Consider the following 25557-nt stretch of genomic DNA (forward strand, 5'->3'; position numbering starts at 1 on the left):
AATCCCACCATCGCCACAGGCAATCAACATTCTGGAGGGTTGGACGGTCGCATGGCCTGTTATGCAGTCCTCCACCACCGGGGCAGGTGGATCAGCCTGCGCTGCGGGCATTGCCGCAGGCGCGCCGGCAACGACCGCTACCAATCCGCTACCAAAGATTGCATTCGCCAATAACCTCATCGCACACCCCGGGGCCTCGATTGATCACGAACGCCCCAAGCGTACGCCCTACCGGATCCTTCACCGCGACATGCACACGCCTGAGGACGCGACCGTAGAGCAATCATCCAGGGGCGCTTCGCAACACAACGGCCCGGTCACGATGGTGTTCTCGTGACCGGGCCGTTGCGTTGCAGCTATGCGATCAGCTGGGACGGCCGACCTCGTAGGTGCCGTCATCCTTGGTGATCTTGATGGTGACCTTCTTGGCGTCGCCGCCGACCTTCAGGGTGCAGTCGAAAGTCTTGTCCACCTGGACTTTCTGGCCCGACGGGCAGCTCACGTTCTGGACATCGTCGATGCCGTAGGAATCCTTGAGCACCTTCTGCACACCGGACTGCACGGCGCTGTTGTCCAGCTGATCCTTGCTGGTCAGCCAGACCACACCGGCCACGACGCCGGCCAGCACCAGCACCACGATGGCGCCGATGCCGATGAACAGGCCGGTCTTCTTCTTGCCACCGGCAGGCTGCGCGGGCTGCGGCCACTGCTGACCGGGCTGACCCGGCTGCTGCTGACTCCAGTCCTGCGCACCGGGTTGACCCTGCTGCGGCCACTGCGGCTGACTCTGCCCCCACTGCTGACCGGCCTGCGGCTGCGGCTGCTGCTGGCCCCATTCGGGCTGGCCGGGCTGCTGCCACTGCGGCTGACTCTGTCCCCACTGCTGCTGCGGCTGCTGTGGCTGACTCTGACCCCAGGGCTGCTGCCCGGGCTGCTGCTGGTCACCCCACTGCGTGGTCGGCTGCGCGGGCGGCTGACCACCCCACTGCTGAGCACCGGCGCCGCCGGGCGCGGGCTGACCGCCACCCCACTGCTGCGTCGGATCGTTGCGTCCGTCCCCCTGACCAGGGGCGTCGTTCGGTCCGTACGGGCCGCTCATGTGCTTGCCTCCACTCGCAAATTCGTTGTCCTCACGCTAGCCCCCCGAGCGGGATCACGCCGTGTCCCCACTGCGGTCGGTACATCAAAGAATCAAAGCACAGTCGTTTCTACTACGCCGCGTCCACGGCGACGACACCCCGCCGGATGGCCCGCACCGCCTTGGCCGCGGTCCCCGCCACCTCGACATCGTCGGCGGTGCTGTGGATCTGGTCGAGCAGATCGATGACCTGTCGGCACCAGCGCACGAAATCGCCCGCGGACAGCGGGTTTCCGCGATCACCGCTGGCCATCAGGGCATCGGCGAGGTCGTCGCCGCGCGCCCAGGTGTAGATCCCTGTGACGAAACCGAGGTCGGGTTCGCGGGTGGGCGCGACCCGGTGGCGGGATTCGTCGGCGCGCAACTTCGTCCACACCCCGATACTGGCGTCGACCGCGCGGCGAATCGGTTCGGTCGGGCCCGAAGCACCCAGGTATCCGCCCTCCTGGCGGGATTCGAACACCAGGATCGACACCGCGGCCGCCAGTTCCGCGGGACCCAGACCGCGCCACAACCCCTGCCGAAGGCTTTCGGCCACAACCAGATCCGTCTCCGCGTAGATGCGCGCCAGGCGGCGGCCGTCGGCGGTCACCTCACCGTCGGCGACGTACCCGCGCTCCTCGAGCAGGGCCAGGATGCGGTCGAAGGTGCGGGCGAGGGAGTTGGTGGTGGACGCGACCTGCTCGCGCAGATGCTCGGTCTCGCGTTCGAGGCGGTTGTAGCGTTCACCGATGCGCGCCAACTGTTCTCGATCCGGGCGCGCGTGTGCCGGATGGTTGCGCAGGGCCCGGCGCAGGGTCTGCAGATCGCGATCGTCGGCGGCCTTGGACTTGGCGCTGACCCGGCCGTGGCGCGGTGCGGTGAGCCCGGTGCTGCGCAAGGCAGAGGCCAGATCCCGACGCACCCGCGCGGTGCGATGGTCGACGTGCTTGGGCAACCGCAGGCGGCCCAGCGATTCCGCGGGCACCGGGAAGTCCGCGGCCGAGACCCGGCCCGCCCACTTGTCCTCGGTGAGCACCAGCGGACGCGGATCACCCGGCGTCATATCGGGTTCCAGCACCACCGCCAGTCCCTGTCGGCGGCCGGACGGGATCGCCACCACGTCACCGCGGCGCAGCGCGCTCAACGCCGTCACCGCGGCCTGGCGGCGATCGGTGCGGCCCTGGCGTTCCAGGCTGCGTTCGCGTTCGCGAATGCGTTCGCGCAGTTGGATGTATTCGAAGAAGCTCTCGTCACCGAGCTGCGAGCGCAGTTTGCGCTGCTGTGCCTCGTTGCGTTCGATGCCGCGCACCAGACCCACGACCGACCGGTCGGCCTGGAACTGGGCGAAGGACCGCTCCAGCAGTGCCCGCGACTCCACCACACCTACGCGATCGACCAGATTGATCGACATGTTGTAGCCCGGCTTGAACGAACTGCGCAGCGGGAAGGTCCGGGTGGAGGCCAGACCCGCCACCGCACTGGTGTCGACCTCCGGCTGCCACAGCACCACCGCATGCCCCTCGACATCGATGCCGCGCCGCCCCGCGCGCCCGGTGAGCTGCGTGTACTCCCCCGGCGTCAGTTCCGCGTGGCTCTCGCCGTTGAACTTCACCAGCCGCTCCAGCACCACCGTGCGCGCGGGCATGTTGATGCCCAGAGCCAGTGTCTCCGTGGCGAATACCGCCCGCACCATACCGCGCACGAACAGTTCCTCGACCGTGTGCCGGAAGGCGGGCAGCATGCCCGCGTGATGCGCGGCGAAACCACGGTGCAGGCCCTCGCGCCACTCCCAGTAGCCGAGCACCTCGAGGTCGCTGCGCGGCAGATCCCCGGTGTGCCGTTCGATGATCGCGTCGAGCTCCTCGCGATCCTCCGCCCGGGACAGATCCAGCCGCGATCGCACGCACTGTGCCAGTGCCCCATCACAACCCGCGCGGCTGAAGATGAAGGTGATCGCGGGCAGCAACCCTTCGTCGTCGAGGCGGGCGATCACCTCCGGACGCGGCATCGGCCGGAACGAACGCCGCTGACCGCCGCGCCCACCCCGCCCCGGCACCGCCCAATTGTCCATCCGGTCAGTGGATTCGCGATGCTTGATATAGCGCTGCAGGTCCTCGTCCACCACCACGCGCGCGTCATTGGACTTCGCGTCGAACAGGTCGAACAGCCGCCGCCCCACCATCACGTGCTGCGAGAGCGGCACCGGCCGCGTCTCGTCCACGATCACCGCGGTGTCCCCGCGCACCGTCTCCATCCAGGCGCCGAACTCCTCGGCATTGGAGACCGTCGCCGACAGGCTGACCAGGCGCACCTCCGGCGGCAGGTGCAGGATGACCTCCTCCCACACCGCGCCGCGGAAGCGGTCGGCCAGGTAGTGCACCTCGTCCATCACCACGTACGAAAGCCCGCGCAGCGCATCCGAACTCGCGTAGAGCATGTTGCGCAGCACCTCGGTGGTCATCACGACCACCGGGGCATCGGAGTTGATGGACTGGTCACCGGTGAGCAGGCCGACCGTCTCGCGACCGTAGCGCGCCGTCAGATCCGCGAACTTCTGGTTCGACAGGGCCTTGATCGGCGTGGTGTAGAAACACTTTCCGCCCGAGGCCAGCGCCAGATGGACCGCGAACTCACCGACCACGGTCTTACCGGCGCCGGTGGGCGCGCAGACGAGCACGCTGTGCCCGCTCTCGAGCGCCTCACACGACTGCCGCTGAAACGGATCGAGCTCGAATTTCAGTTCGGCGGCGAATGCCGCCAATTCGCCAGCAAGCGACTTGGATGCCACGGTCAGAGGGTATCGGAGTAATCCGACATGCCTCGCGTTGTTTTCTCCACGGGTGTCGCGCTCACCGGCTCCGGACGCTCGACCGGGTCCGGCGCGTCCACGCCGCCGGGCTGTTCGCCGAGCGGTGACGCCTCGTCGTCGGCCAGGTTCGACCACTCGGCGGCGTTGCGCGCCTTGCGTTTGTCGTTGATCCGCGCGAACTGGACCGCGATCTCGAACAGCACCGTCAACGCCAGCGCCAGCGCCAGCATGGAGATCGGGTCCTGCGGGGTCACGATGGCCGCGAAGATGAACAGGCCGAAGATCAAGCCGCGCCGCCACTTCGTGAGCCGCTCATAGGTGAGCACGCCCAGGAAGTTCAAACCGACTATCAGCAAAGGGGTTTCGAAGCTGACGCCGAAGATCACCAGCAGCTTGATGATGAAACTGAAGTACTGCCCACCGCTGAGCGCGGTGATCTGCACGTTGTTGCCGATGGTCAGCAGGAAGCTGAGGGCATGGGCCACAACCCAGTACGCGAGCACCGCGCCGGTGACGAACAGGGCCGCGCCCGCCGCCACGAACGACACCGCGTACTTGCGCTCCTTGGCGTACAGGCCGGGGGTGATGAACGCCCACAGCTGATACAGCCAGAACGGCGAGGCCGCCACGATGCCCGCGGTGGTGCCCACCTTCAAGCGCAGGGTGAACTGCTCGAAGGGCGCGGTCGCGAGCAACTTGCACGACCCGTCGGCGCTCAGATTCGCGCGCGAGGACGCGGGCAGATCGCAGTAGGGACCGCGCAGGATCTCGCCGAGGCTGTCGATCCCGAAAATTGAATGCGAGTACCAGAAGAACCCGAACAGGGTTCCGACCGCCACCCAGGCCAGCGCGATCAGCAAGCGCCGCCGCAACTCCTGCAGGTGGTCGACCAACGACATGGTGCCGTCGGGGTTGACGCGGCGCTTACTGCGCCGGGGATCGAACGGGATGCGCATGTGAGTGTGACTGCCTCCGCCTTGCGGCCAACGAAGAAGGGGCAGCCCGCGAGCGCCCCGGACCCGGACAACGCCTCACCCGGGATGAGCGGAGCTCACCCCGGGAACCTGGTTGCTGTCTAGGCCTTCTGCTGGTCGTTCGGCAGCGGGGCGGCCGGCTGCACCGGCTGAGCGGGCGGCAGCTGCGCGGGAGGCTGCTGCTGCGGCTGAGCCTGGGCCTCCGGAGCGGCCTCGCCCGACTTGCCCTCGCTCTGCATCTGGCTGACCTCGGTCTTGAAGATCCGCATCGAGCGACCCAGACTACGGGCCGCGTCGGGCATGCGCTTCGAGCCGAAGAACAGCAAAAAGATCAGCACAACGATCAGCAAGTGCCACGGGCTGATGGCGCCTGTCATTCTTTACCTCCAAAGACTGTGGTGGGTCCGATGCTACCGGACCCGCATACGGCCAACCTTGTTGTCAACCCTCGTTCGTCGCACCGACACGTGCGGCGGTCGTGAGCTGATCCAGCAATTCCGCGCCCGACCAGGTGCGGCGGTCACCGTTCTCCGCAGCTGTCACGAGTTCGACGAGCCGTTGGTTCACCGGTGTGGGTATTCCTACCATGGTTCCCAGGGTCACGATTTCACCGCACAGCCAAGGGATTTCGGTTTTGCGGCCCGCGGCCAGGTCATCGGCCATCGAGGAGCGCGCCACCGGATCGACTGCCAGCACCTTCGCCGCGACCCGGCGGAACAGCCCGTCGGGTGCGGCCAGCAGCCGGGCCATCACCGTCGGGGGGAGTGGCGTCAGTCGCGCCGGGCGGATGCGTGCGCGATCCATCACCGCGAGCGCCTCGAGCTGAGCGAGCGAAAGGCAACGCCGGTAGTCGCGCGAACCCAGCTCCTCGCGCAGCGGGCGGCCCGAGAGCGCGTTGATCGGATTGTTGAGATTCAGCAGCAGTTTCGCCCACTGGATCGGCAGCAGATCCGCGTGCCGCTCGAACACCAGGCCCGACTTGCCGAACACCGGGGCGAACCGATTGAGCACCGGATCGTCGGCGACCTCCACGATCCCGGCGGTACCGCGATGGAAGTGGCCCTGCCCGTGCTGGACCACGTTGAACATCACCATGCCCGCCAGCACCACGCAGGACGGCAGCACCTCGCGGATGACGGTGTCGTTGCCGATGCCGTTCTGCAGGCTGATCACCACGGTCCCGGGTTTCACCAGGCCCGCGAGTTCGGCGGCCGCGCTCGCGGTGGCCGCGGACTTCACGGTGACGAGCACCAGGTCGGCGTCTCCGGTCGGCTCGGTCGCGGTCCGGAACGCCGCGGGCTTGACCCGGACGTCACCGCCGTCGAGATCGGTGAGCCGCAACCCGTTGGCGTTGATCTCGTCCAGTACGCGCGGTCGGCCGACGAACGTGACCTCCGCACCGGCCGCGGCCAGCCTGCCCCCCACGTAGATTCCGATGCTGCCCGCCCCCAGCACCTGTACGCGGAAACTCAAGCGGTACCGACCTCCTCGGCCAGCACGGAATAGGCGGCCAGCGCCGACCCCGAACGTTCCCGCACGCCGGTGACCAGTTCGGGCGGGCCGAGCACGGTCACGCCCGCCCCGAAACCGAGCAGCAGCCGGGCCATCCAGTCCAGGGTGGCGAAGCGCATGGTGGCCTCCACGCTGCCGTCGGCGTGCGCGGTGACCCGGTGCATCGGGTACTGCTCGAGCACCCAGGCGTAGTCGGGGCGAATCAGCAGGCGCGCCAACGGAACCGCGGGATCATCGACGAACAGGTCCAGGGCCGCGGTCTCGTCGGCGGCGGCCTCGGCGGGCGGGCGCGCGGGCTCGTCGAGCTCGGTGGCCTCGTCGATGCGATCCAGGCGGAACAGCCGCACGCCCTCGGCCTGGCGGCACCACGCCTGCAGGTAGCTGTTGTTGTCCACCAGCACGATTCGGATGGGATCGACCACCCGCTCGGAGACCACGTCGCGGCTGGCCGAGTAGTAGACCAGGCGCAGGGCATGCTCGCGCGCGAGTGCGGACCGGACGGTCGCCACGGCGGGCGCCTCGACCGGGACCGGCAGGATCGGACCCTCGAATTCCCTTCCGGAGATGGCGGATTCGATCTTCGCGGTCGCCGACTGCGCCGCGGACGGATCCACCATGCCGGGTAGGTCGGCGATCGAACGCAACGCCACCAGCAGCGCGGTCGCCTCCAGGGAGGTCAGCCGCAGCGGCCGGTCGATGCCCGCGGAGAAGGTGACCTCGATGCTCTCCTCGGAGAACGACAGATCGATCAGGTCACCGGGACCGTACCCGGGCAGTCCGCACATCCACAGCTGGTTCAGGTCGGTCATCAGCTGCTTGGTGGACACACCCAGCTGGGCCGCCGCCTCCGCCGCGCTGATGCCCGGATTGGCCTGGAAATACGGGACCATGTTGAGCAGCCGCGCCAGCCGGGTCGACAACCGGCTCGACGCCGTCGCACTCCCCCGGCGCTCCTTGGCACCCTCCGACGCTCGCGCGTTCATGCCGACACCTCCGTCCGCTCCAGCACCGACTTCAAGCGCGCGATCACATTGTCGCGCAATTCAACCGGGGCCAGCACCAGCGCGTCGGCACCGAGACCGGTGATCAGCCGGGCCAGCCAGTCCCGCGAACGGATGGGCACCTCCACGATCGAACCCTGGCGACCGCCCAGCGACCGCTCCTCCATGATCGGGCCCAGCCGGCGGATCTCCTGACCGCGGCCGTCGGCCACCCACACCGTCGCCGACCCGGTGATCGGCGTCTGCGCGGTCACCTCCGCGACCACCGCGCGCAGGTCCAGGCCCTCCGGCTTGTGCACCTCGTTGGCGGGGCCGTACTCGGTGACGTCCTCGTCGATGCGGGAGATCCGGAACACCCGCTGCGCGTCGCGCGCGTTGTCGTGCCCGACCAGATACCAGCGGCCGTGATGGGTGACCACACCCCACGGCTGCACATCCCGCTCCACCGGATCCCCGTGTGACTGACGGTGATTGAAGGTCACCGACCGACCGGCGTCGATGGCGGCGAGCAGCTTGCCGAGCACCGGCTCCGAACCGCGGGTGCGCGCCGGGACCGCGGGCACCGCCGACACCGCGGCGTCCGGCTCCACGTGCACCCCGGCCGCGCGCAGCTTCAGCACCCCGCTCTCGGCGGCGGCCGCCAGCTCCGGGGACTCCCACAGCTGCACCGCGACCGCGACCGCGGCGGCTTCCGCGCTGGTCAGGTCGATATCGGGCAGCTCGTAGGCATCCCGGTTGATGCGGTAGCCCTCGACGCTCGAATACCGGCTCACCGCACCGATTTCCAGCGGAATGCCCAGATCGCGCAGCTCGTTCTTGTCCCGCTCGAACATCCGGCTGAACGCCTCGTCGCTCGCGGAATCCTCGTAACCGGCAACCGATTCGCGGATCCGCTCCGCGGTCAGGAACTGCCGGGTGGACAGCAGCGCGATAACCAGATTCATCAACCGCTCGACCTTGGATATCGCCACCCCGTAGAGAGTAATGGGCGCGTCGGCGCCGTGTGGCGCGGCGGTACCCGAAACTCACAGACTTCCCGCGACGGCGGTGACGAAACAGGCCGTGCACCCCACGGGTACACGGCCTGCTACGAGCCTTCGGCTACCACTCACATGGAGGCGATGAGCCGATCCACGCGCTCGTCGACCGAGCGGAACGGGTCCTTGCAGAGCACCGTGCGCTGGGCCTGATCGTTGAGCTTGAGGTGGACCCAGTCGACGGTGAAGTCGCGGCCCGCCTCCTGGGCGGCGGTGATGAAATCACCGCGCAGCTTGGCGCGCGTGGTCTGCGGCGGCGTGGTGACCGCCGCGTCGACCGCCTCGTCCTCGGTGATGCGCTTGGCCAGACCCTTGCGGGCCAGCAGGTCGAAGACGCCGCGGCCGCGCTTGATGTCGTGATAGGCCAGATCCAGCTGCGCGATCTTGGGATCGGACAGCTCCATGCTGTAGCGGTCCTGGTAGCGCTGGAACAGCTTGCGCTTGATGATCCAGTCGATCTCGGTGTCCACCTTGGCGAAATCCTGCGCCTCGACGGCATCCAGGGTGCGGCCCCACAGATCCACCACGGCATCGACCTGCGGGTCGCGGTCGCGGTTGCGGAGATGCTCCACGGCGCGGGCGTAGTACTCGCGCTGGATCTCGAGCGCGGAGGCCTGCCGGCCGCCCGCCAGCCGCACCGGACGGCGACCGGTGAGATCGTGGGAGACCTCACGGATGGCGCGAATCGGGTTGTCCAGAGCGAAGTCTCGGAACGCGACGCCCGCCTCGATCATCTCCAGCACCAGCGACGCCGACCCCACCTTGAGCATGGTGCTCGGCTCGGCCATGTTGGAGTCGCCGACGATCACGTGCAGGCGCCGATACTTCTCGGCGTCGGCGTGCGGCTCGTCACGCGTGTTGATGATCGGGCGCGAGCGGGTGGTCGCCGAGGAGACGCCCTCCCAGATGTGCTCGGCGCGCTGCGATAGACAGAACGTGGCGGCCTTGGGCGTCTGCAGGATCTTGCCGGCCCCGCAGATCAGCTGACGGGTAACCAGGAAGGGCAGCAGCACATCCGAGATCCGGGAGAACTCGCCCGCGCGCACCACGAGGAAGTTCTCGTGGCAGCCGTAGGAGTTTCCGGCGGAGTCGGTGTTGTTCTTGAACAGGTAGATATCGCCGCCGATACCCTCCTCCGCCAAGCGTTGCTCGGCGTCTATGAGCAGATCTTCGAGCACCCGCTCACCGGCTCGGTCATGAGTGACCAGCTGCACCAAGCTGTCGCACTCGGCCGTCGCGTACTCCGGATGGGAACCGACATCAAGGTAGAGCCGGGCACCGTTGCGGAGGAACACGTTAGAACTACGGCCCCAGGAAACTACCCGGCGGAACAAGTACCGGGCCACCTCGTCAGGACTCAACCGACGGTGACCGTGAAAGGTGCACGTCACCCCGAATTCGGTTTCGATCCCCATGATTCGTCGCTGCACCCTATCGACATTACAGCGCTGAAGTCCCCGGTAAGGGCGCTGTGAGACAGCTTGTGCAAACGTATTCACAACGATTTAGCAGTGGCTGCAACGCTGCACGCACCGTAGCCAGCGAAAAAGCAAGGCGCCTTTGCACTCTGCTATAGCGAGTGCAAAGGCGCCTTATCCCGAATAGCGGGATCTGCTCGGGCCCTAGGACGGGTCCCCGCCCGACGGCTTGTCGGCTTCGGCGGCCGCGGAGGCGCTGGGAACCTTGCCGGTCACCAGTTCCTGCAGGGCCGCACCCTGAATGCGACGGAACGCCCGGCGCGGACGGCCTTGCTCGAGGGTTGCCACCTCCAGCGAGGAGACGCCCACCGCGCGTTTGTCCTTGTCGCCCTCCGGCACTGCCTTCTGCAGCGCGGCCAGCGCGAGGGTGACGGCGCCGTGCAGATCCAGGCCGGACTGGTAGGAACCCTTGAGCGCGGTGACGATCGGGTCGGTGTTGCCGCCCATCACCACGAATTCCCGTTCGTCGACGATGGATCCGTCGAAGTTGATCCGGTACAGCACCGAGTTCGAGTCCTGCTGTGGGTATCCCACCTCCGCGACACAGATCTCCACCTCGTAGGGCTTGAGCTGGTCGGTGAAGATGGTGCCCAGGGATTGGGCGTACAGGTTGGCCAGGAAGCGGCCGGTGACGTCACGCCGATCGAACTGGTACCCACGCAGATCCGCCTGCAGGATGCCGCCGCGACGCAGCGCCTCGAACTCGTTGTACTTGCCGACCGCGGCGAAACCCACCCGGTCGTAGAGCTCACTGACCTTGTGCAGTGTGGCCGAGGGATTCTCGGCCACGAACACCACACCCTTGTCGTACACCAGCACCACGACACTGCGGCCGCGTGCGATGCCCTTGCGCGCAAGTTCGGTCTTGTCGCGCATGATCTGTTCGGCCGACGCGTAATACGGCAGAGTCATGCTTCGCCGATCCCTTCCGCCGCCTGGGCGGCCCGCTCCTGCACCATGGCCCGCGTGATCTCCTCGAGCCGCTCGCGAGAGACTTCCTCGGAGCCGTCCGCGTCGATCACGATGGCGGTCGGGTAGATATTGCGCATGGTGTCGGGCCCGCCGGTGGCGGTGTCGTCGTCGGCCGCGTCGAACAGCGACTCGATGGCGATCCGCAACGCCCGGCTCTGATCGAGCCCGCGGGTGTAGGTCTTCTTCAGCGACGATTTGGCGAACAGTGAACCCGACCCCACCGCGGTGTACCCGAAACGCTCCTCGCTGCGTCCGCCGACCACGTCGTAGGAGACGATGCGGCCGGCTTTGTCCTGATCGAGTTGATCCGGATCGAAACCGACCAGCAACGGCACCACGGCCAGGCCCTGCAACGCCGCAGGAAGGTTGTCGCGCACCATCTTCGACAGCTTGTTGGACTTGCCGTCGAAGGTGAGGGGGACGCCCTCGATCTTCTCGTAGTACTCGAGCTCCACCGCGAACAGGCGGATCATCTCGATCGCCATGCCCGCGGTGCCCGCGATGCCCGCCGCGGAGAAGGTGTCGGTGATGTACACCTTCTCGATGTCGCGGCTGGCCAGCAGGTTGCCCATGGTGGCCCGGCGATCACCGGCGATCAGCACACCGCCGCGGTAGGAGACCGCGACGATGGTGGTGCCGTGCGGAGCGATATCCGACGGCACGCCCGGATTAGGGCGCGTGCCGACGGAGCGGAAGTCGTTGCCCGGCAACAGTTCCGGAGCGTGCAACCGCAGGTATTCGGAGAAGGAGGATTGGGCGAACCCCAACTGGAGCCGCAGGGGGTCACCTTGGGTCACTGGCCGCCCTTCTGCACGTATGCGCGGACGAAGTCCTCCGCGTTCTCCTCCAGCACGTCGTCGATTTCGTCGAGCAGGTCGTCGGTCTCCTCCGCGAGCTTCTCGCGCCGCTCCTGTCCGGCAGCGCCGTCTCCGACCGGGCCCTCATCCTCGTCGCCGCCACCGGCGCGCTTGGTCTGCTCTTGTGCCATAGCAGCCGACCTCCTCTGTGATCATCGGCGAGCACCGGAGAAGACCCGATGCTCGTAGCCCCAACAGTACCCATCACCGGCGACAACATGCCGGATTAAACATCATTGTGCTGTTCCCGCGATCTCCCGGCAGCCATGTCGCGGACACGAAAAAGGGGCACGGAGTTCAGCCTCCGTGCCCCTCTCACCTGCCTAGTGGGTGAGCTGCTCGACCAGTTCAGAGGCGGTCTTGACGCCGTCGAGGAGCTTGCCGACGTGGGATTTGGTGCCGCGGCGCGGTTCCAGGGTGGGGATGCGCACCAGCGAGTCGCCGCCGAGGTCGAAGATAACCGAATCCCAGCTCGCCGCAGCGATATCCGCGCCGAAGCGGCGCAGGCACTCGCCGCGGAAGTAGGCGCGGGTGTCGGTCGGCGGGTTGGTCATCGCGTCGGTGACCTGCTGTTCGGTGGTCAGGCGCTGCATGGAGCCGCGGGCCACCAGGCGGTTGTAGAGGCCCTTGTCCAGGCGGACATCCGAGTACTGCAGGTCGACCAGGTGCAGCTTGGGGGCGGCCCAGGACAGGCCCTCGCGGCTGCGCATGCCTTCCAGCAGACGGAGTTTCGCGGGCCAGTCGAGCAGATCGGCGCATTCCAGCGGATCACGCTCGAGCAGATCCAGGACGTGCGCCCACTTCTCGATGACGTCGGTGACGCGGGCGTCCTCGACTCCGGTGCGGCTCATGAACTTGTCGACCCGATCGAGGTAGATGCGTTGCAGCGCAAGGCCGGTCAGTTCGCGGCCGTCTGCGAGCGCGACGGTGGCGCGCAGGGTCGGGTCGTGGCTGATGGTGTGCACGGCGGTGACCGGGCGCGCCAGCTGCAGATCCGAGAGGTCCTCGCCCGCCTCGATCAGGTCCAGCACCAGCGCGGTGGTGCCGACCTTGAGGTAGGTGGACCATTCGGCCAGGTTCGCGTCGCCGATGATGACGTGCAGGCGGCGGTACTTGTCGGCGTCGGCGTGCGGCTCGTCGCGGGTGTTGATGATGCCGCGCTTGAGCGTGGTCTCCAGGCCGACCTCGACCTCGATGTAGTCCGAGCGCTGCGAGAGCTGGAAGCCCGCGGTGTCGCCGGACTGCCCGATCCCGACCCGCCCGGAACCGCAGATCACCTGCCGGGAGGCGAAGAACGGGGTGAGCCCGGTGATGATCTGGTTGAACGGGGTGTCGCGGCTCATCAGGTAGTTCTCGTGGGTGCCGTAGGAGGCGCCCTTGCCGTCGACGTTGTTCTTGTAGAGCTGCATCCGCGGTGCGCCCGGCACGCTCGAGGCGTAGCGGGCGGCGGCCTCCATCACCCGTTCGCCGGCCTTGTCCCAGATGACCGCGTCGAGGGGGTCGGTCACCTCGGGCGCGGAGTATTCGGGGTGGGCGTGGTCGACGTAGAGGCGAGCCCCGTTGGTGAGGATCATGTTCGCCGCCCCGACCTCGTCGGCGTCGATCACCGGGGCGGGCCCGTTGAGCCGTCCGAGATCGAATCCGCGCGCGTCGCGCAACGGTGATTCCACCTCGTAGTCCCAGCGTGTGCGCTTGGCGCGCGGCACGCCCTCGGCCGCGGCGTAGGCGAGCACCGCCTGGGTGGAGGTGAGAATCGGGTTGGCCGACGGCTCGGTCGGCGTCGAAATGCCGTACTCGACCTCGATTCCGATGATGCGCTGCATGCCTCGAGCCTAGGCGAAGGACACACCCCTACGCGGGTGGACTGTCCGGGTTGGGGTCATTCGCGAGTCGCACGCGGTATCAGCCGCGCGGGCGATCCGCTCCCACCAGCGGTGACGCGACAATGACCGAATGGTCGAATCGATCACGGATCCCGTTCCCGCCGAAGTGCGTTCGTCGCGGCTGCCCGCCCTGGACGTGCTGCGCGGGATCGCCATCCTGGGCACGCTGGGCACCAATATCTGGATCTTCACCAATGGCGAAGGCCTGCTGGGCTACGTGGCACACAGTGACGCACCGCACGGGGTGTGGCTGTGGGTCGAGCGGTTCCTGCAGCAGTTGGCGCAGGGCAAGTTCCTGGGTCTGCTCACCATCATGTTCGGTATCGGACTGGCTATTCAGCAGCGATCGGCGGCGCGCGCGGGCCGAGCGTGGCCGGGCGGCTACCCGATTCGCGCCGCACTGCTGCTGCTCGACGGCGTGCTGAACTTCTTCCTGGTCGCCGAATTCGATGTGCTGACCGGCTATGCCGTGACCGGCCTGGTGGTGGCGTTCGTGCTGGCGACGGGCCCGCGGGCGCAGCGGGTCTGGCTGATCGTGGCCGCGAGCATTCACATCGCGATGCTGACCTTCATCGCGGTCGTCATAGTCGCTGCGCCGCAGGGTGATTCGACGCCCCGCAAACCACTGGATCCGAATCCCTATGCGGACGGCTCGTTCTGGGATCTGGTGGCCTTCCGCTGGGAGCACCTGCTGGTGTTCCGCCTGGAGCCGCTGTTCATCTTCCCGATGTCGATCGCCCTGTTCCTGCTGGGCGCGCGGCTGTTTCGCGCCGGGGTGTTCGAACCCTCGGGTGCGCGAATCCGCAAGCGCCTCATGGTGCTCGGCTTCGCGGTGGCCGCGCCGATCGACCTGGTCGCCGGGATGACCGGCGGGGATCTGATCCTGCTGACCCGCTACGGCACCGCCCCGCTGGTCTCGCTCGGCATCCTGGCGCTGGTCGCGGAGTTCTACACGCGTCGCCCCGCACCGGGTTTCCCGGCCCGCCGCTTCGCCGAGGTCGGCCGAATGGCGTTGAGCTGCTACGTCCTACAGAACCTGGTGTCCGGATTCCTCTGCTACGGCTGGGGTCTCGGGTTGACGACTCGGGTCTCGGCCGATGCCCGGGTGCCGTTCACGGTGGGGATCTATCTGCTGGTGTGCGCGCTCATGCTGGTCTTCGCACACCTGTGGCTACGGCGTTTCGAGCGCGGCCCGGTGGAATGGCTGTGGCACAGCGGCTATCGAGCGCTGGCGCGCGGCTAGTTCACCGAGTCGATGCGGCGCAGATACGGGGATTCGCCGCTGGTGCAGCTCGACAGCCGGTATCGGCTGTGCGCCGGGACCTTGTCGGTGAACGGATCCTGTTGCGAGGATCCCCCGCCGTTGCCGTCGGCGTCACTGCTCTCGCACCACATGTAGCCCGACACCGTGTAGGTGGTGTCGGTGTCGTTGGTGCAGTCCAGGACATCGCAGTGCAGACCGGCGGGCAGCGCCACGTCCTCGTCGGCCGACGCGACCGGGGCCAGCGCCACCGCGGCCGATCCGGCGAGCAGCAGTAGGCAGGCGAGTGAGCGCGGGGCCATCGGAATCCTCGGTGCGGTGGTCACGCCCGTGCCGCCTCGGTGCGTGAGAGCAGTTCGGCGACGACGGTGTCGCGGCTCAGCGGCACGTCCAGACTACGGGCATTGCCCTCCAGCAACGACAGCACGGACTCGGTGAGTATGCCCTCGACCTGCTCGGAATTGAGTGTGGGCACCGCGCGCCAGCTGTTGACGACCCCGTCGACGAAGCCCACCATGCCGAAGGCCATGGGGCGGGCGCGGTTTCGATCGATGCCGAACCGTTCGAGGGCGTCGGCGAACAGATCGGCCAGCCGTCCGCCGATACGGTCGCGGGCCCCGGCCAGTGCGGCATCGCCGGGCGGATCCCCGGCCGAAAGGAAGCGGTGCAGGTTGGGGTGCCGCGCCACCCAGCCGACATAGGTGCCGACCGCGCCGCGCACGGCGTCGCGCACGGTGCCGTCGGGGCTGAGCCGGGGTAGCAGTTCGGCGAGCAGCGCGTCGAGGATGTGGCGGCGGATGGCGTCGTCGAGATCGGCGCGGCCGTCGAAGTGCCGGTAGACGACCGGGCGCGGGACGTGCAGGCGGTCGGCGATCTGCTGCACGGAGATCTCGGTGCCGTTGTCCTCGATGACCGTGAGCGCGGCGTCGAGCATGTCGGCGCGGCGGCGGGCCTTGTGGCCGTTCCAGCGGGTGCTGCGGCCGTCGGCGGCGGGGCGCGCCGGTTCCACTTCTCTGCGTCTGGTCCCGGTCACCCGGCTCACGATACCCATCCGATCATTGACCGATACAGCGTGTACCACTAATCTGAGTGTAACAGCCTGTATCACTAAAAGAGTCAGGAGCTGCCATGGGCGACAACGCCGTCACCTCCAGGGAGCCCTTGGCACACCGCCTGCTGATCGGATCGGTGAAGAAGTCCTACGACCCGGTCGTCGACCTGGACTGGGACGCCGCCCTCGATCCCGACAAACTCTTCCTGCCGCCCGAGGTGGTCTCGCTCTACGGCACCCCGCTCTGGGAATCCATGACCCACGAGCAGCGCCGCGAACTATCGCGGCAGGAACTGGCCAATGTGCTCTCGGTGGGCATCTGGTTCGAGAACCTGCTCAACCGGCTGCTGCTGCGCGAACTCATGAACGGCGACCCGACCTCGCGGCACGCGCACTACACCCTCACCGAGATGGGCGACGAGTGCCGCCACATGATGATGTTCGGCAAGCTCATCGACCGCATCGAGGCCCGGCCGTACTGGCCCAACCGCTATGAGCGCCTGACCATCAGTGCGCTGCAACTGTTTCTGCGCGGCTCGATGGTGTGGGTGGGCGCACTGGTCGGCGAGGAGATCTTCGACGCGCTACAGCGGCGCACCCTCGACGATCCCGAACTACAGCCACTGGTGGCGCGCGCCATGCGCATTCACGTCACCGAGGAGGCCCGCCACATCGGGTTCGCCCGGGATGCGCTGGCGCACCGGGTGCCGACCATGTCGCAGGCCGAACTGCGGTACACCCGGTTGTGCGTGGCCTTCGCCGCCCCGCTGTTCGTGCACTTGATGACCAACTGGCACATGTACGCTCGCGCGGGCGTCGAGGACGGGCGGGCGGCCCGCCGGATGGCGCGCGCCAATCCGCATTCCAAGCGGGCGCTCGGACTGGGCGCGGCGAATCTCGGTGCGTTCCTGGAGAAGCAGGGGCTGATGGGGGCCGTCGGCAAGCGCATCTGGCAGCGCCAGGGGCTGCTGTGAGGTTCGGACGCGGGCGGCGAAGCAGTACCCGCGTCCCGGACCGATCCACCGAACCCGCACCCGCCCCGGACTATTCGGGCCCGGCGCTGCTGGACGCGCCGGGCGCGGAGGTGGCGGTCCGGGTGGCGCTGACCGGGCATATGGATCCGACCGACGGCCAATTCCACTGGTACGGCAGGGTTTCGGCGGTCGAGGGGATCGAGTTGCCGGAACCCGGTCGCGGACAGGTCTTTCTGACCGTGCCGGGCAGCGCGCCCGCGCCGGGCACCCTGCAGGAACGCGACCCGTGGGGAAATCTGCGCATCGTCGGCGTCGGTACCCCACCGTTCCCGTTGTAGCCGAGCTGTTCTCGGCTTTCGGGCGTGCGGCTAGGCGGGCAGCCCGATGAGGTCGGCCAGGGTGTCGACCGCGTAGGCGAAGAACGGGCCCGCCGGATCCATGCTGTTGTTCAGTTGCCCGAACAGTTCGAAGGTGACCGCGCCGAAGAGCTGGGTGAAGGCGATGAAGACCCGGGCCACCACGACCTGCGGCAGGCCGGGCGCGATCACAGTGGCGATGGCGGCGGACTGGGCCGCCAGCTCCGGGGTCAGACTGTCGTCGGGTTCGACGAGTTGTCCACTCTCCCAAGCACGGTGGACGATGGTGAGCGCCGCGATGCCCGCCCTCGATGCCGGGCCGATGGTGCTCTCCGGCGCCTGGTAGCCCGGTACCGGCGAGCCGTAGATGAGCGCGTATTCGTGCGGATGCTCGGTTGCCCACTGCCGCACCGCGTTCGAGATGGCCCGCCACTGCGCGCGCGGCGTCCCGGCCGCGTCCACGGCCGCGTCGACTGCGTCCCCGAGGGCGTTGTACGCGTCGATGATCAGCGTGGTGAGCAGTTCGTCGCGACTCGGGAAGTAGCGGTAGAGCGCCGAGGACACCATGCCCAGTTCGCGGGCGATGGCACGCAGCGACAGGGCGGGTGCGCCGGATTCGGCGAGTTGCCGCCGGGCGGCGTCGGTGATCTCACGGGTGATCTCGGCTCGGGCCCGGGCGCGGGCGGTGCGGGGCACGCTCATGCGGCCAGTGTGCCACGTTTCGGATCACCGACAAATATCGAGAGCACTGCTCTTGACAGTCGCGTCGCGCTGCGAGCACACTGGTCGCAACAGAGAGCACCGCTCTCGAAGATTAGGAGCAACCGCCATGGACCCCAACACCGCCGCCACCCGCTACCTCGGTCCCACCGGCCTGGACCCGATCATGAACCGCATCGCCAACTGGATCCCGCGCCTGGGCATCAGCGTCGCCGGCTCCCGCCTACTGGCCGTGCGCGGCCGCAAATCCGGCGAATGGCGCACCACCCTGGTCAACCTGCTGACCGTCGACGGGGACCGCTACCTGGTCGCCCCGCGCGGCCACACCCAGTGGGTGCGCAACCTGCGCGTCGCGGGCACCGGCGAACTGCGCCTGGGCCGCAAGAGCGAAACCTTCACCGCCACCGAGGTTCCCGACGCCGACAAGCTCCCGCTGCTGCGCGCCTACCTGGACCGCTGGGGCTGGGAAGTCGGCCGTTTCTTCGAGGGCATCACCAAGAACAGCACCGATGCCGAATTGATCGCCATCGCACCGGGATTCCCGGTCTTCGCGTTGCACTGACGGTCGGCGTGCGGCCCGCGGTCGTGCGGTTCGCCGAATTCGGATTCCGGAAACGCCTCAGCGCCGACACTTCCGATCGCCCACCCGCCATCGGGGCCACTCGTCAGCGGTCTCCCCGTGATCCCAGGCCTTGCGCGACCTGTGCCGCGCAGGGCCACGCCAGACAATCAGCGCAGTCGGTCGAGGGTTTCGTCGTCGCGCGCCACATACGCCCGGCCGTCATCGGTGAAGACGATGGGGCGCTGGATGAGTCGCGGGTGAGCGGCGAGGGCTTCGATCCACTGTTCGCGGTCGGCGGGGGTCTTTCCCCACTTGGACACGCCGAGTTCCTTGGCTTCCGCCTCGGCGGTGCGGGTGATCTGCCAGGGTTCGAGGCCGAGTTTGGCCAGCGCGTCGCGGATTTCGGCCGCGCTGGGCGGGTTGTCGAGGTAGCGGCGTTCGACATAGTCGCTGCCGCTGCCGTCGAGCACGGCCTTCGCCGCCCGGCTCTTGGAGCACTGCTGGTTGTGCCAGATTTCCGTCGCTGCCATGGTTCGTAGCCTAGGCGCGGCGGTTCAGACCCAGTCCACGACCCAGCGGTAGGGGCGCAGCCAGTACAGGCCGCCGTCGGAAATCGGCCCGCCCCAGCGCTGTTCGGCCTGGGTGAGCTGCCAGCGGTATTCGGGGCCGGGGTCGCCCTCGTGGATCTCGTAGAGGTGCCGCCGCCAGGTATTGATCATGGCGGGTACCACCTGGGGGTCGTTCTCGTAGGCCCATTCCAGGTTTCGCGCCATCAGGCTGTCGACGGCGTGGTTGGAGGCATTGCGGTCGCCGGTGCTCAGCGAGTGCAGGAAGGCCGCGACCAGGTTGTAGGCAATGGCGTCGTGCACCGAGGTCTGGCCGTTCTCGAGCGACCACACGCCCAGGTGAGTGGGGCTCTGCTCGTCGATCCAGACCGCGTGCGCCTCCCCGACCCGATTGTCGAAGATGAGCGCGGTCAGCAGCCCCAACACGGACTTGCCCATGATCAGCGGATCCGGCGATCCGGAGGCGACCGCGTCGTCGACCAGCGCGCGATAGGCGGCCGCCGCGATGCCCGGCCGGTTGGCGTCCATCAGCGCGTCGGCGGTCTCGCCGCCCGCGACCTGCTGGGCGGGCGGCTGCCCAGGCGCGGTGACCACCTGCGGCGCACCGTCTCCCACGCGCAGGTACTGGGTTTGCGCGGCGGGCGGGTCGCTCACGGTGAGGCTGGTGCCGAGCGGATCGGCCAGGTCCAGGTTGACCAGCAGCGGATCCACGGCGTTCGGGTTGGCCACCGGCGGCACCACGAATTCGGGTGGCAGCGGCGGAGGTTCGATCGGGGCCGGGGCGGCTGGTGGTCCGTGCGGGTTCTGCAGAGCGGGGGCGTTCTCCAGGTATTCCAGTGCCACCCGGGCGAATTCGTTGTCCTGGCTCTCGAGCCATTCGCGGCCCGCGCGCAACGTGTCGACCAGATGCCCGCCGACGCCCTGTTCGATGGCGGCACACAGCGCGTAGTAGCCGTAGCCGCGGTAGTCGTCGTGGCCGACGCCCTCGGCGATCAGCAGCTGCGCGTAGCGGCCGGCCAGATCGTGGCGTTCGATATCGCCGAGCAGTGTGCAGGCCGTCATGGCGGCCATCAGGACCTCGGCGTGATCGCCGTTGCCGCGCCGCAGTTCCAGGCAGCGGTCGGCCATGGTGACGGCGGCGTCGGCCTGCCCCTGCTGGGTGGCGGCCTCCACGGCCATGGAGTACATGGTGGCCAGGGTGGCGGGCGGGATGTCGGCGGGGAAGCGGGCGGGCCCGTGGGTGGCCAGGTTGAGGGCCTGCGCGAAATCGCCGGCCGCGAAGGCGGCCCGGAAGCGGTAGGACACGATCCAGCCGTAGTCCTTGGGGTCGGGCGCGTCGGTGAGGGTGTCGTCGAACGCCGTCAGTCGGGTCAGCGCCTCCTCGGCCAGCCCGGCTTCCAGCATGCCGCTCGCCTCGTTCATCACCTCGACGAACGCATTTCGATCCATGGCCTACTCGCCTTCCCGCATATGTCAGCCCCGGATCGTATGGCCGCTCACCTGCCACGCGCGGGCAGTGAGGTAAACGTCATAGTTTGATGCCACCCCACATGACCCACGACGTCTATCGCGTGGCACGTTGCGTCACAACCACATTCCCGCACCCGATCGTGAACATGGCTCGGTGCGGGCGATTCTCGCGTCTCGCCCGCACCGCTACCTGCTCACGACTCAGGCCGGAACCTTGTCCAGGAAGCCCAGGACCCGGCTGATCCGTCCGTCCACCAATGTAATGACATCGAAGCCGACCACCAACGGGTCGGAGCCCGGCGCGCCGAGAGTCCAGGTGAATCGCGCGATGTCGTGATGCCCGTCGACCGGGCCGAGCCCGAAGTTCAGTCCGGCGAACTGCTGCTGTGCGCCCGCGACCATCGCGTCGATCGCGTCGGTGCCGGTGAGTTCGACCAGCGGGTCGGTGAAAGCCACATCGGCGGTGTACAGCTCGTCGATCAGAGCGCGGCGCTTGCCCGCGTCCTGCTCGTTCCAGGTGTCGATGTAGCGCTGTGCAATGTTGTCGTATTCGCTCATGTACCAAGCTTGTTCGTTGCGCGGCACAGAAGCGATTACGCGTGAGGTAAAGGGCGCTACAGCGTCGGCAGGAGGGTGCCGGGCTCGGGCGTGAAGGTGATGATGCGCTGGCGCGGATCGCCGGGCAGTTCGAGGTTCTCGTAGCTGAAACGAAGCTCGCCCGAGTGCGGATGGTCGATGAGCTTGCCGCCGAAGGTCCGCAGCTCGACATCCCCGGCGCGCCACAGCTCCGCGAATTCGACACTGCCGCTGGCGAGTTCGTCGACGATCGCCTGCGTGGCCGGGTCGCCCGGGTAGCGTCCGGCGACGCGGCGCAGCTGGGCGACGGTGGCGGCGGCGACCTCGGGCCACTCCCGGTAGAACTCTCGCGCCTCGGGCTCGAAGAACAGTGCGCGCGCCATGTTCTCGTGCGCCATGTCACCGAATACGTAGTGCGCCAGCGCATTCGCGGCCAGCACGTCGAACAGATCGGTGATGACCAGGGCGGGCGCCTTGTCGATGAGGTCGAGCATCCGCAACAGTTCCGGTCGCGCGGCCGTGGCCGCGGTGTCGCCGCCGCGAGCCGGATGCGCCAGCGTGCGCAGGTGGTCGCTTTCGACGGTGTTGAGCCGCAGCGCGACGGCCAGCGCGTCGAGCACCTCACCGGAGGGGTTGGCGGCGCGGCGTTGCTCGAGGCGCTGGTAGTACTCGGCGCTGATTCCGGCCAGGTGGGCGAGCTCGGAGCGCCGCAACCCGGGTACCCGCCGCATTCCCGAAGGCGGCAGCCCGGTGTCGCGGGGATCGATGCGGGCGCGCCGGGATTTCAGGAATTCCGCCAGATCCTCACGCACCGCCATGGCGGCCAGTCTGGCACAGCGTGGTCGTGGGTGGCCCTGGCAGTACGAGGCACCGCGTGCGCTGGTTACGGCGACGCGCACGCGGCAGGCTTGCTCGTATGAACGAACGCTACCGCCTCGGGGCGGCGCGGCAGGCCGAACTCGGCGGGCCGGGCGGAGTGCGTGCCCGCGTCTACGACGAGCTCGCCGACATCGCCCCGGATCTGCACCGCTTCGCCGTCGAATTCGCCTACGGCGACATCCATTCCCGCCCCGGCCTGGATGCGGGACGCCGGGAGCTGGTGATCCTCGGCGCCCTGGTCGCCCTCGGCGACACCCGGCCGCAGCTGGAAGCCCACCTCGGGTCGGCGCTGCGGGCCGGTGTCACACCCGGCGAGCTCGTCGAGGCGATCCTGCAGGCCCTCCCCTACACCGGCTTCCCGCGCGTACTCACCGCGATGACCGTCGCCCGCCAGGTCTTCGCCGAACGCGACCTGCTTCCCGTCACCAATTCCACCGCAGCACAGGAGAACTGACATGACCGCCACCGCCCAGCAGCGCGCCGACATCATCGACGCCGCCACCCGCCTGTTCTGGTACATCGACATTCGCGATTGGGACACCTTCGAGTCGGTCTTCGCCGATGAGGTGACCCTCGACTACACCAGCATCTGGGGCGGCTCCCCCGCCACCGTCACCCCCGGCCAGATCCGCGCCGACTGGGAGAAGCTCATCGGTTCCTTCGACGCCACCCAGCATTTGCTGGGCAACCACCTGGTGACCGTCGACGGCGACCGCGCCGAACTGACCGCCGTCTTCCAGGCGATCCATCTGCTGGCCAACACCTTCGGTTCCCCGCGCTGGACGCTGGGCGGCACCTACCGCATCGGGCTGACCCTGATCGAGAACACCTGGCGGATAAGCACTGTCACCATGACCGCCACCTGGGCCGACGGCAACAAGGACATCCTCACGATCGCCTCCGGCGGTCAACGTCCCGACGCGGCCTGACCGTCACCGCTCGGCGGCTTTCGTGGCGGTGACGAGGCGGGTCGGCATCCACGGCCCGCCCCACCACATCCGCCAGCCCAGCGGCCGCAGCGCGACGTCGGTGGCCTTCAGTTCCACCACCCGGGTCTCGTATTCATCGGTGTGCTGGATGTCGGCGATGCGCAGCCGCCCACCGGGTTTCAGCACCCGCAGGGCTTCGGTGACAGCGGCGATCCGGGCGTCCGGTACGCCGATATTGTGGATGACCAGGCTCGACACGACCACGTCGAAGCTGTTGTCCGGGAACGGTAGTGCGGTGATGTCGCCGGTGAGCAGTTCGACGCGGTCGCTGACGCCCTCGGCCTCCGCATTGCGCCGGGTGACCTCCTCGGCATTGCCGGACTGGTCGACGCTGCGCCACAGATCGATGCCGACCGCCTCGCCGGTGGGCAGCCGCCGCGCGGCGGCGAGCAGTACCGCGCCCCGGCCGCAGCCGAGATCGAGCACCCGTTCGTCGCCGCGCAACGCGAGTTCGTCCAACAGCTCATTCCAGACCGCGAACTTCCCGCGCCGGGTGGCGTGCAGGTAGAGCCCGAGCTGGCCCACACTCCACACCGCGCCGAGCGTGAACAGCCCTGCCAGCCAGTCGATCCCGCTGAACGCGGACACGACAATGCCCGCGATACAGACGACCATGGCGGATGCGAGTCCCATCACCACCGGTGGCGCGTCGACGCCGTAGCTGCCGTGCCGTGTACTGCCGCGCTGATCGACCATCGTCGCCTCCTCGGCCCCGCCGTACCCTCGGATTCGGCCCCCGCTCGTCCCCGGATGGTACTGCGCTGTCGCTCGCCGATGCGCGACCGGTGCGATCCCGCGCCCGCGAGTGTCTACACGTCGAAGTACAGCTCGAATTCGTAGGGGTGCGGGCGGACATTGATCTCGGCGATCTCGTTGTCGCGTTTGATGCGGATCCAGGTCTCGATCAGGTCCTCGGTGAAAACGCCGCCCTGCGTGAGGTATTCGTGGTCGGCCTCGAGGCGGTCGATGACCTGATCGAGGCTGCCGGGCGTCTGGGTGACCTCGGCGCTCTCCTCGGGGGTGAGTTCGTAGAGGTCCTTGTCGACCGGGAGCGCGGGCTCCATCTTGTTGGTGATGCCGTCCAGGCCCGCCATCATCATCGCGGCGAAGGACAGGTACGGGTTGCCCGAGGAGTCCGGACAACGGAATTCGAGGCGTTTGGCCTGAGCGCTGGCCCCGGTCACCGGAATTCGCACGGCCGCGGACCGATTGCGCTGGCTGTAGACCAGATTCACCGGCGCCTCATAGCCGGGGACCAGGCGCTTGTAGGAGTTCACGGTCGGGTTGGTGAAGGCCAGCAGCGACGGCGCGTGATGCAGCAGTCCGCCGATGTAGTGCCGCGCCAGGTCGCTGAGCCCGGCGTATCCGGCCTCGTCATAGAACAGCGGCGTACCGTCGCGCCACAGCGACTGGTGCACGTGCATGCCGGAACCGTTGTCGCCGAACAGCGGTTTGGGCATGAAGGTGACGGTCTTGCCGCCCTCCCAGGCCGTGTTCTTGATGATGTACTTGTAGAGCATCAGGTCGTCGGCGGCCGCGAGCAGCGTGTTGAACCGGTAGTTGATCTCGGCCTGTCCGGCGGTGCCGACCTCGTGATGCCCCTTCTCCAGTTCGAATCCGGCGTTCTGCAGGTTGGTGCACATGCGGTCGCGCAGATCCACGTCGGCGTCGTAGGGCGCGACCGGGAAGTACCCGCCCTTGGGCCGGATCTTGTAGCCGCGGTTGAGGGTGCCGTCGGCATTGCGCAATTTCCCGGTGTTCCAGTCCGCCGACACCGAATCCACCTCGTAGAAGGCCCCGTTCATGGTGGTGTCGTAGCGCACCGAGTCGAAGATGTAGAACTCGGCTTCCGGACCGAAGTACGCGGTATCGGCCAACTGCGTGGAGCGCAGATATTCCTCGGCCTTGCGCGCCACATTGCGCGGGTCGCGGCTGTAGGCGGCGCGGGTGTGCGGATCATGCACGAAGCAGCTGATATTGAGGGTCTTGGCGGCCCGGAACGGATCCAGCCGGGCGGTGCGCAGGTCCGGCAGCAGCAGCATGTCGGATTCGTGGATGGCCTGGAAGCCGCGCACCGAGGAGCCGTCGAAGGCGAGGCCGTTGTCGACGAGGTCGTCGCCGAACATGCTCGCGGGCACCGAGAAATGCTGCTGGATGCCGGGCACATCGCAGAACCTGATGTCGACGTATTCGACTTCCTGCCGGTCGATGAAGTCCTGCACTCCGCTGGTGGTAGGGGTGATCACGGCTGCTCCTCGTTCGCGCGCACGCCTACCCGATCGGACGGCCCGGTCGGGGTCCGGCGGTCCTGTTCGTGGTATCGACGATACGTCTCATGCATGACCGGCGGACTCGAATCCGGTTGTCCGGCAAGCCGAACCATCCGCGGGCCGCCGCGCCCGCCCGGTCCGACCGGGCACCCACCCCACCTTGTCACTATGCACAAATCGGCGGATACAGATCTTCTCCATTGCCAGTGGACCGCCGTGTCCTTTGTGCTGTGTGCTGTA

Annotated in this window: 27 protein-coding genes; 6 read left to right on the forward strand and 21 right to left on the reverse strand. The window is 67.9% G+C overall.

Annotation, left to right across the window (positions count from 1 at the left end):
* Positions 1–364: 364 nt before the first annotated feature.
* From OG300_RS13900 to dop, 12 genes are all read right to left on the reverse strand, one after another.
* Positions 365–1099: a DUF4333 domain-containing protein gene (locus OG300_RS13900; RefSeq protein ID WP_405495867.1), complete on the reverse strand. Its 735-nt coding sequence runs from the start codon at positions 1097–1099 to the stop codon at positions 365–367.
* Positions 1100–1211: 112 nt separating this feature from the next.
* Complete coding sequence (locus tag OG300_RS13905) at positions 1212–3914, reverse strand: DEAD/DEAH box helicase (protein ID WP_405498551.1); 2703 nt, start codon at positions 3912–3914, stop codon at positions 1212–1214.
* Positions 3911–4885: a twin-arginine translocase subunit TatC gene (gene tatC / locus OG300_RS13910; RefSeq protein ID WP_405495869.1), complete on the reverse strand. Its 975-nt coding sequence runs from the start codon at positions 4883–4885 to the stop codon at positions 3911–3913. The genes OG300_RS13905 and tatC overlap by 4 nt, the downstream gene beginning before the upstream one ends.
* 119 nt (positions 4886–5004) lie before the next feature.
* Positions 5005–5280 (reverse strand): Sec-independent protein translocase subunit TatA, encoded by a 276-nt coding sequence (gene tatA, locus OG300_RS13915; protein ID WP_405495871.1) that lies wholly within the window; start codon positions 5278–5280, stop codon positions 5005–5007.
* Between the two features lie 64 nt (positions 5281–5344).
* On the reverse strand, positions 5345–6376 hold the full coding sequence (locus OG300_RS13920; protein ID WP_405495873.1) for a 2-dehydropantoate 2-reductase: 1032 nt from the start codon (positions 6374–6376) through the stop codon (positions 5345–5347).
* Entirely contained in the window at positions 6373–7398 is a 1026-nt protein-coding gene (locus tag OG300_RS13925) for a helix-turn-helix transcriptional regulator (RefSeq protein ID WP_405495875.1), read from the reverse strand. Before OG300_RS13925 ends, OG300_RS13920 begins: the two co-directional genes overlap by 4 nt.
* Complete coding sequence (locus OG300_RS13930; protein ID WP_405495877.1) at positions 7395–8387, reverse strand: helix-turn-helix transcriptional regulator; 993 nt, start codon at positions 8385–8387, stop codon at positions 7395–7397. The genes OG300_RS13925 and OG300_RS13930 overlap by 4 nt, the downstream gene beginning before the upstream one ends.
* A 137-nt stretch (positions 8388–8524) precedes the next feature.
* Positions 8525–9883 (reverse strand): Pup--protein ligase, encoded by a 1359-nt coding sequence (gene pafA / locus OG300_RS13935; RefSeq protein ID WP_405495879.1) that lies wholly within the window; start codon positions 9881–9883, stop codon positions 8525–8527.
* A gap of 192 nt (positions 9884–10075) precedes the next feature.
* Complete coding sequence (gene prcA / locus OG300_RS13940) at positions 10076–10843, reverse strand: proteasome subunit alpha (protein WP_405495881.1); 768 nt, start codon at positions 10841–10843, stop codon at positions 10076–10078.
* Positions 10840–11700 (reverse strand): proteasome subunit beta, encoded by an 861-nt coding sequence (gene prcB, locus OG300_RS13945; protein WP_405495883.1) that lies wholly within the window; start codon positions 11698–11700, stop codon positions 10840–10842. The genes prcA and prcB overlap by 4 nt, the downstream gene beginning before the upstream one ends.
* Positions 11697–11891, reverse strand: coding sequence for a ubiquitin-like protein Pup (locus OG300_RS13950; protein WP_067536347.1), 195 nt, complete (start codon positions 11889–11891; stop codon positions 11697–11699). Before OG300_RS13950 ends, prcB begins: the two co-directional genes overlap by 4 nt.
* Before the next feature lie 192 nt (positions 11892–12083).
* Entirely contained in the window at positions 12084–13583 is a 1500-nt protein-coding gene (gene dop / locus OG300_RS13955) for a depupylase/deamidase Dop (RefSeq protein WP_405495886.1), read from the reverse strand.
* 130 nt (positions 13584–13713) lie between these two features.
* Here dop and OG300_RS13960 point away from each other — a divergent pair, with 130 nt between their 5' ends.
* Positions 13714–14886: a DUF418 domain-containing protein gene (locus tag OG300_RS13960; RefSeq protein ID WP_405495888.1), complete on the forward strand. Its 1173-nt coding sequence runs from the start codon at positions 13714–13716 to the stop codon at positions 14884–14886.
* Here the strand turns inward: OG300_RS13960 and OG300_RS13965 are convergent.
* Positions 14883–15230: a hypothetical protein gene (locus OG300_RS13965; protein WP_405495890.1), complete on the reverse strand. Its 348-nt coding sequence runs from the start codon at positions 15228–15230 to the stop codon at positions 14883–14885. The two genes, OG300_RS13960 and OG300_RS13965, sit on opposite strands and share 4 nt — an antisense overlap.
* A complete protein-coding gene (locus OG300_RS13970) occupies positions 15227–15937 on the reverse strand; it encodes a TetR/AcrR family transcriptional regulator (protein ID WP_405495892.1) in 711 nt (236 codons plus the stop codon). Before OG300_RS13970 ends, OG300_RS13965 begins: the two co-directional genes overlap by 4 nt.
* Before the next feature lie 95 nt (positions 15938–16032).
* Here OG300_RS13970 and OG300_RS13975 point away from each other — a divergent pair, with 95 nt between their 5' ends.
* Together OG300_RS13975 and OG300_RS13980 are read left to right on the forward strand one after the other, a co-directional pair.
* A complete protein-coding gene (locus tag OG300_RS13975) occupies positions 16033–16929 on the forward strand; it encodes a diiron oxygenase (RefSeq protein ID WP_405495894.1) in 897 nt (298 codons plus the stop codon).
* Complete coding sequence (locus OG300_RS13980; RefSeq protein WP_405495896.1) at positions 16926–17267, forward strand: DUF4873 domain-containing protein; 342 nt, start codon at positions 16926–16928, stop codon at positions 17265–17267. Before OG300_RS13975 ends, OG300_RS13980 begins: the two co-directional genes overlap by 4 nt.
* A 30-nt stretch (positions 17268–17297) precedes the next feature.
* Here OG300_RS13980 and OG300_RS13985 read toward each other — a convergent pair whose 3' ends face one another.
* Positions 17298–17987, reverse strand: a complete 690-nt coding sequence (locus tag OG300_RS13985; protein ID WP_405495898.1) for a TetR/AcrR family transcriptional regulator — start codon at positions 17985–17987, stop codon at positions 17298–17300.
* Between the two features lie 127 nt (positions 17988–18114).
* On the opposite strand from OG300_RS13985, the gene OG300_RS13990 reads away from it, so the two are divergent.
* Positions 18115–18567: a nitroreductase family deazaflavin-dependent oxidoreductase gene (locus OG300_RS13990; protein ID WP_405495900.1), complete on the forward strand. Its 453-nt coding sequence runs from the start codon at positions 18115–18117 to the stop codon at positions 18565–18567.
* 167 nt (positions 18568–18734) lie between these two features.
* On the opposite strand, the gene OG300_RS13995 is transcribed toward OG300_RS13990, so the two are convergent.
* The 4 genes from OG300_RS13995 to OG300_RS14010 form a co-directional block, all read right to left on the reverse strand.
* Positions 18735–19097: an arsenate reductase family protein gene (locus OG300_RS13995; protein ID WP_405495902.1), complete on the reverse strand. Its 363-nt coding sequence runs from the start codon at positions 19095–19097 to the stop codon at positions 18735–18737.
* Between the two features lie 24 nt (positions 19098–19121).
* Positions 19122–20582, reverse strand: a complete 1461-nt coding sequence (locus tag OG300_RS14000; RefSeq protein ID WP_405495904.1) for a hypothetical protein — start codon at positions 20580–20582, stop codon at positions 19122–19124.
* A 222-nt stretch (positions 20583–20804) separates the two neighbouring features.
* The gene (locus OG300_RS14005; protein WP_405495906.1) at positions 20805–21161 is read right to left on the reverse strand and encodes a nuclear transport factor 2 family protein; all 357 of its coding nucleotides are present in this window, start codon (positions 21159–21161) and stop codon (positions 20805–20807) included.
* Between the two features lie 56 nt (positions 21162–21217).
* Positions 21218–21997, reverse strand: coding sequence for a helix-turn-helix domain-containing protein (locus tag OG300_RS14010; RefSeq protein ID WP_405495908.1), 780 nt, complete (start codon positions 21995–21997; stop codon positions 21218–21220).
* Between the two features lie 98 nt (positions 21998–22095).
* Here OG300_RS14010 and OG300_RS14015 point away from each other — a divergent pair, with 98 nt between their 5' ends.
* The gene (locus OG300_RS14015; RefSeq protein ID WP_405495910.1) at positions 22096–22512 is read left to right on the forward strand and encodes a carboxymuconolactone decarboxylase family protein; all 417 of its coding nucleotides are present in this window, start codon (positions 22096–22098) and stop codon (positions 22510–22512) included.
* 1 nt (position 22513) lies between these two features.
* Positions 22514–22987 carry a nuclear transport factor 2 family protein gene (locus OG300_RS14020; RefSeq protein WP_405495912.1) on the forward strand — a complete coding sequence of 158 codons (474 nt, stop codon included), beginning with the start codon at positions 22514–22516 and terminating at the stop codon, positions 22985–22987.
* 3 nt (positions 22988–22990) lie between these two features.
* On the opposite strand, the gene OG300_RS14025 is transcribed toward OG300_RS14020, so the two are convergent.
* Both OG300_RS14025 and glnA read right to left on the reverse strand, forming a co-directional pair.
* Entirely contained in the window at positions 22991–23743 is a 753-nt protein-coding gene (locus tag OG300_RS14025) for a class I SAM-dependent methyltransferase (protein ID WP_405495914.1), read from the reverse strand.
* A gap of 113 nt (positions 23744–23856) precedes the next feature.
* Entirely contained in the window at positions 23857–25293 is a 1437-nt protein-coding gene (gene glnA / locus OG300_RS14030; protein WP_405495916.1) for a type I glutamate--ammonia ligase, read from the reverse strand.
* Positions 25294–25557 lie beyond the last annotated feature (264 nt).

Origin of the sequence: Nocardia sp. NBC_00511, assembly GCF_045161165.1 — a bacterium.
In the GTDB taxonomy this organism is placed as follows: Bacteria; Actinomycetota; Actinomycetes; order Mycobacteriales; family Mycobacteriaceae; genus Nocardia.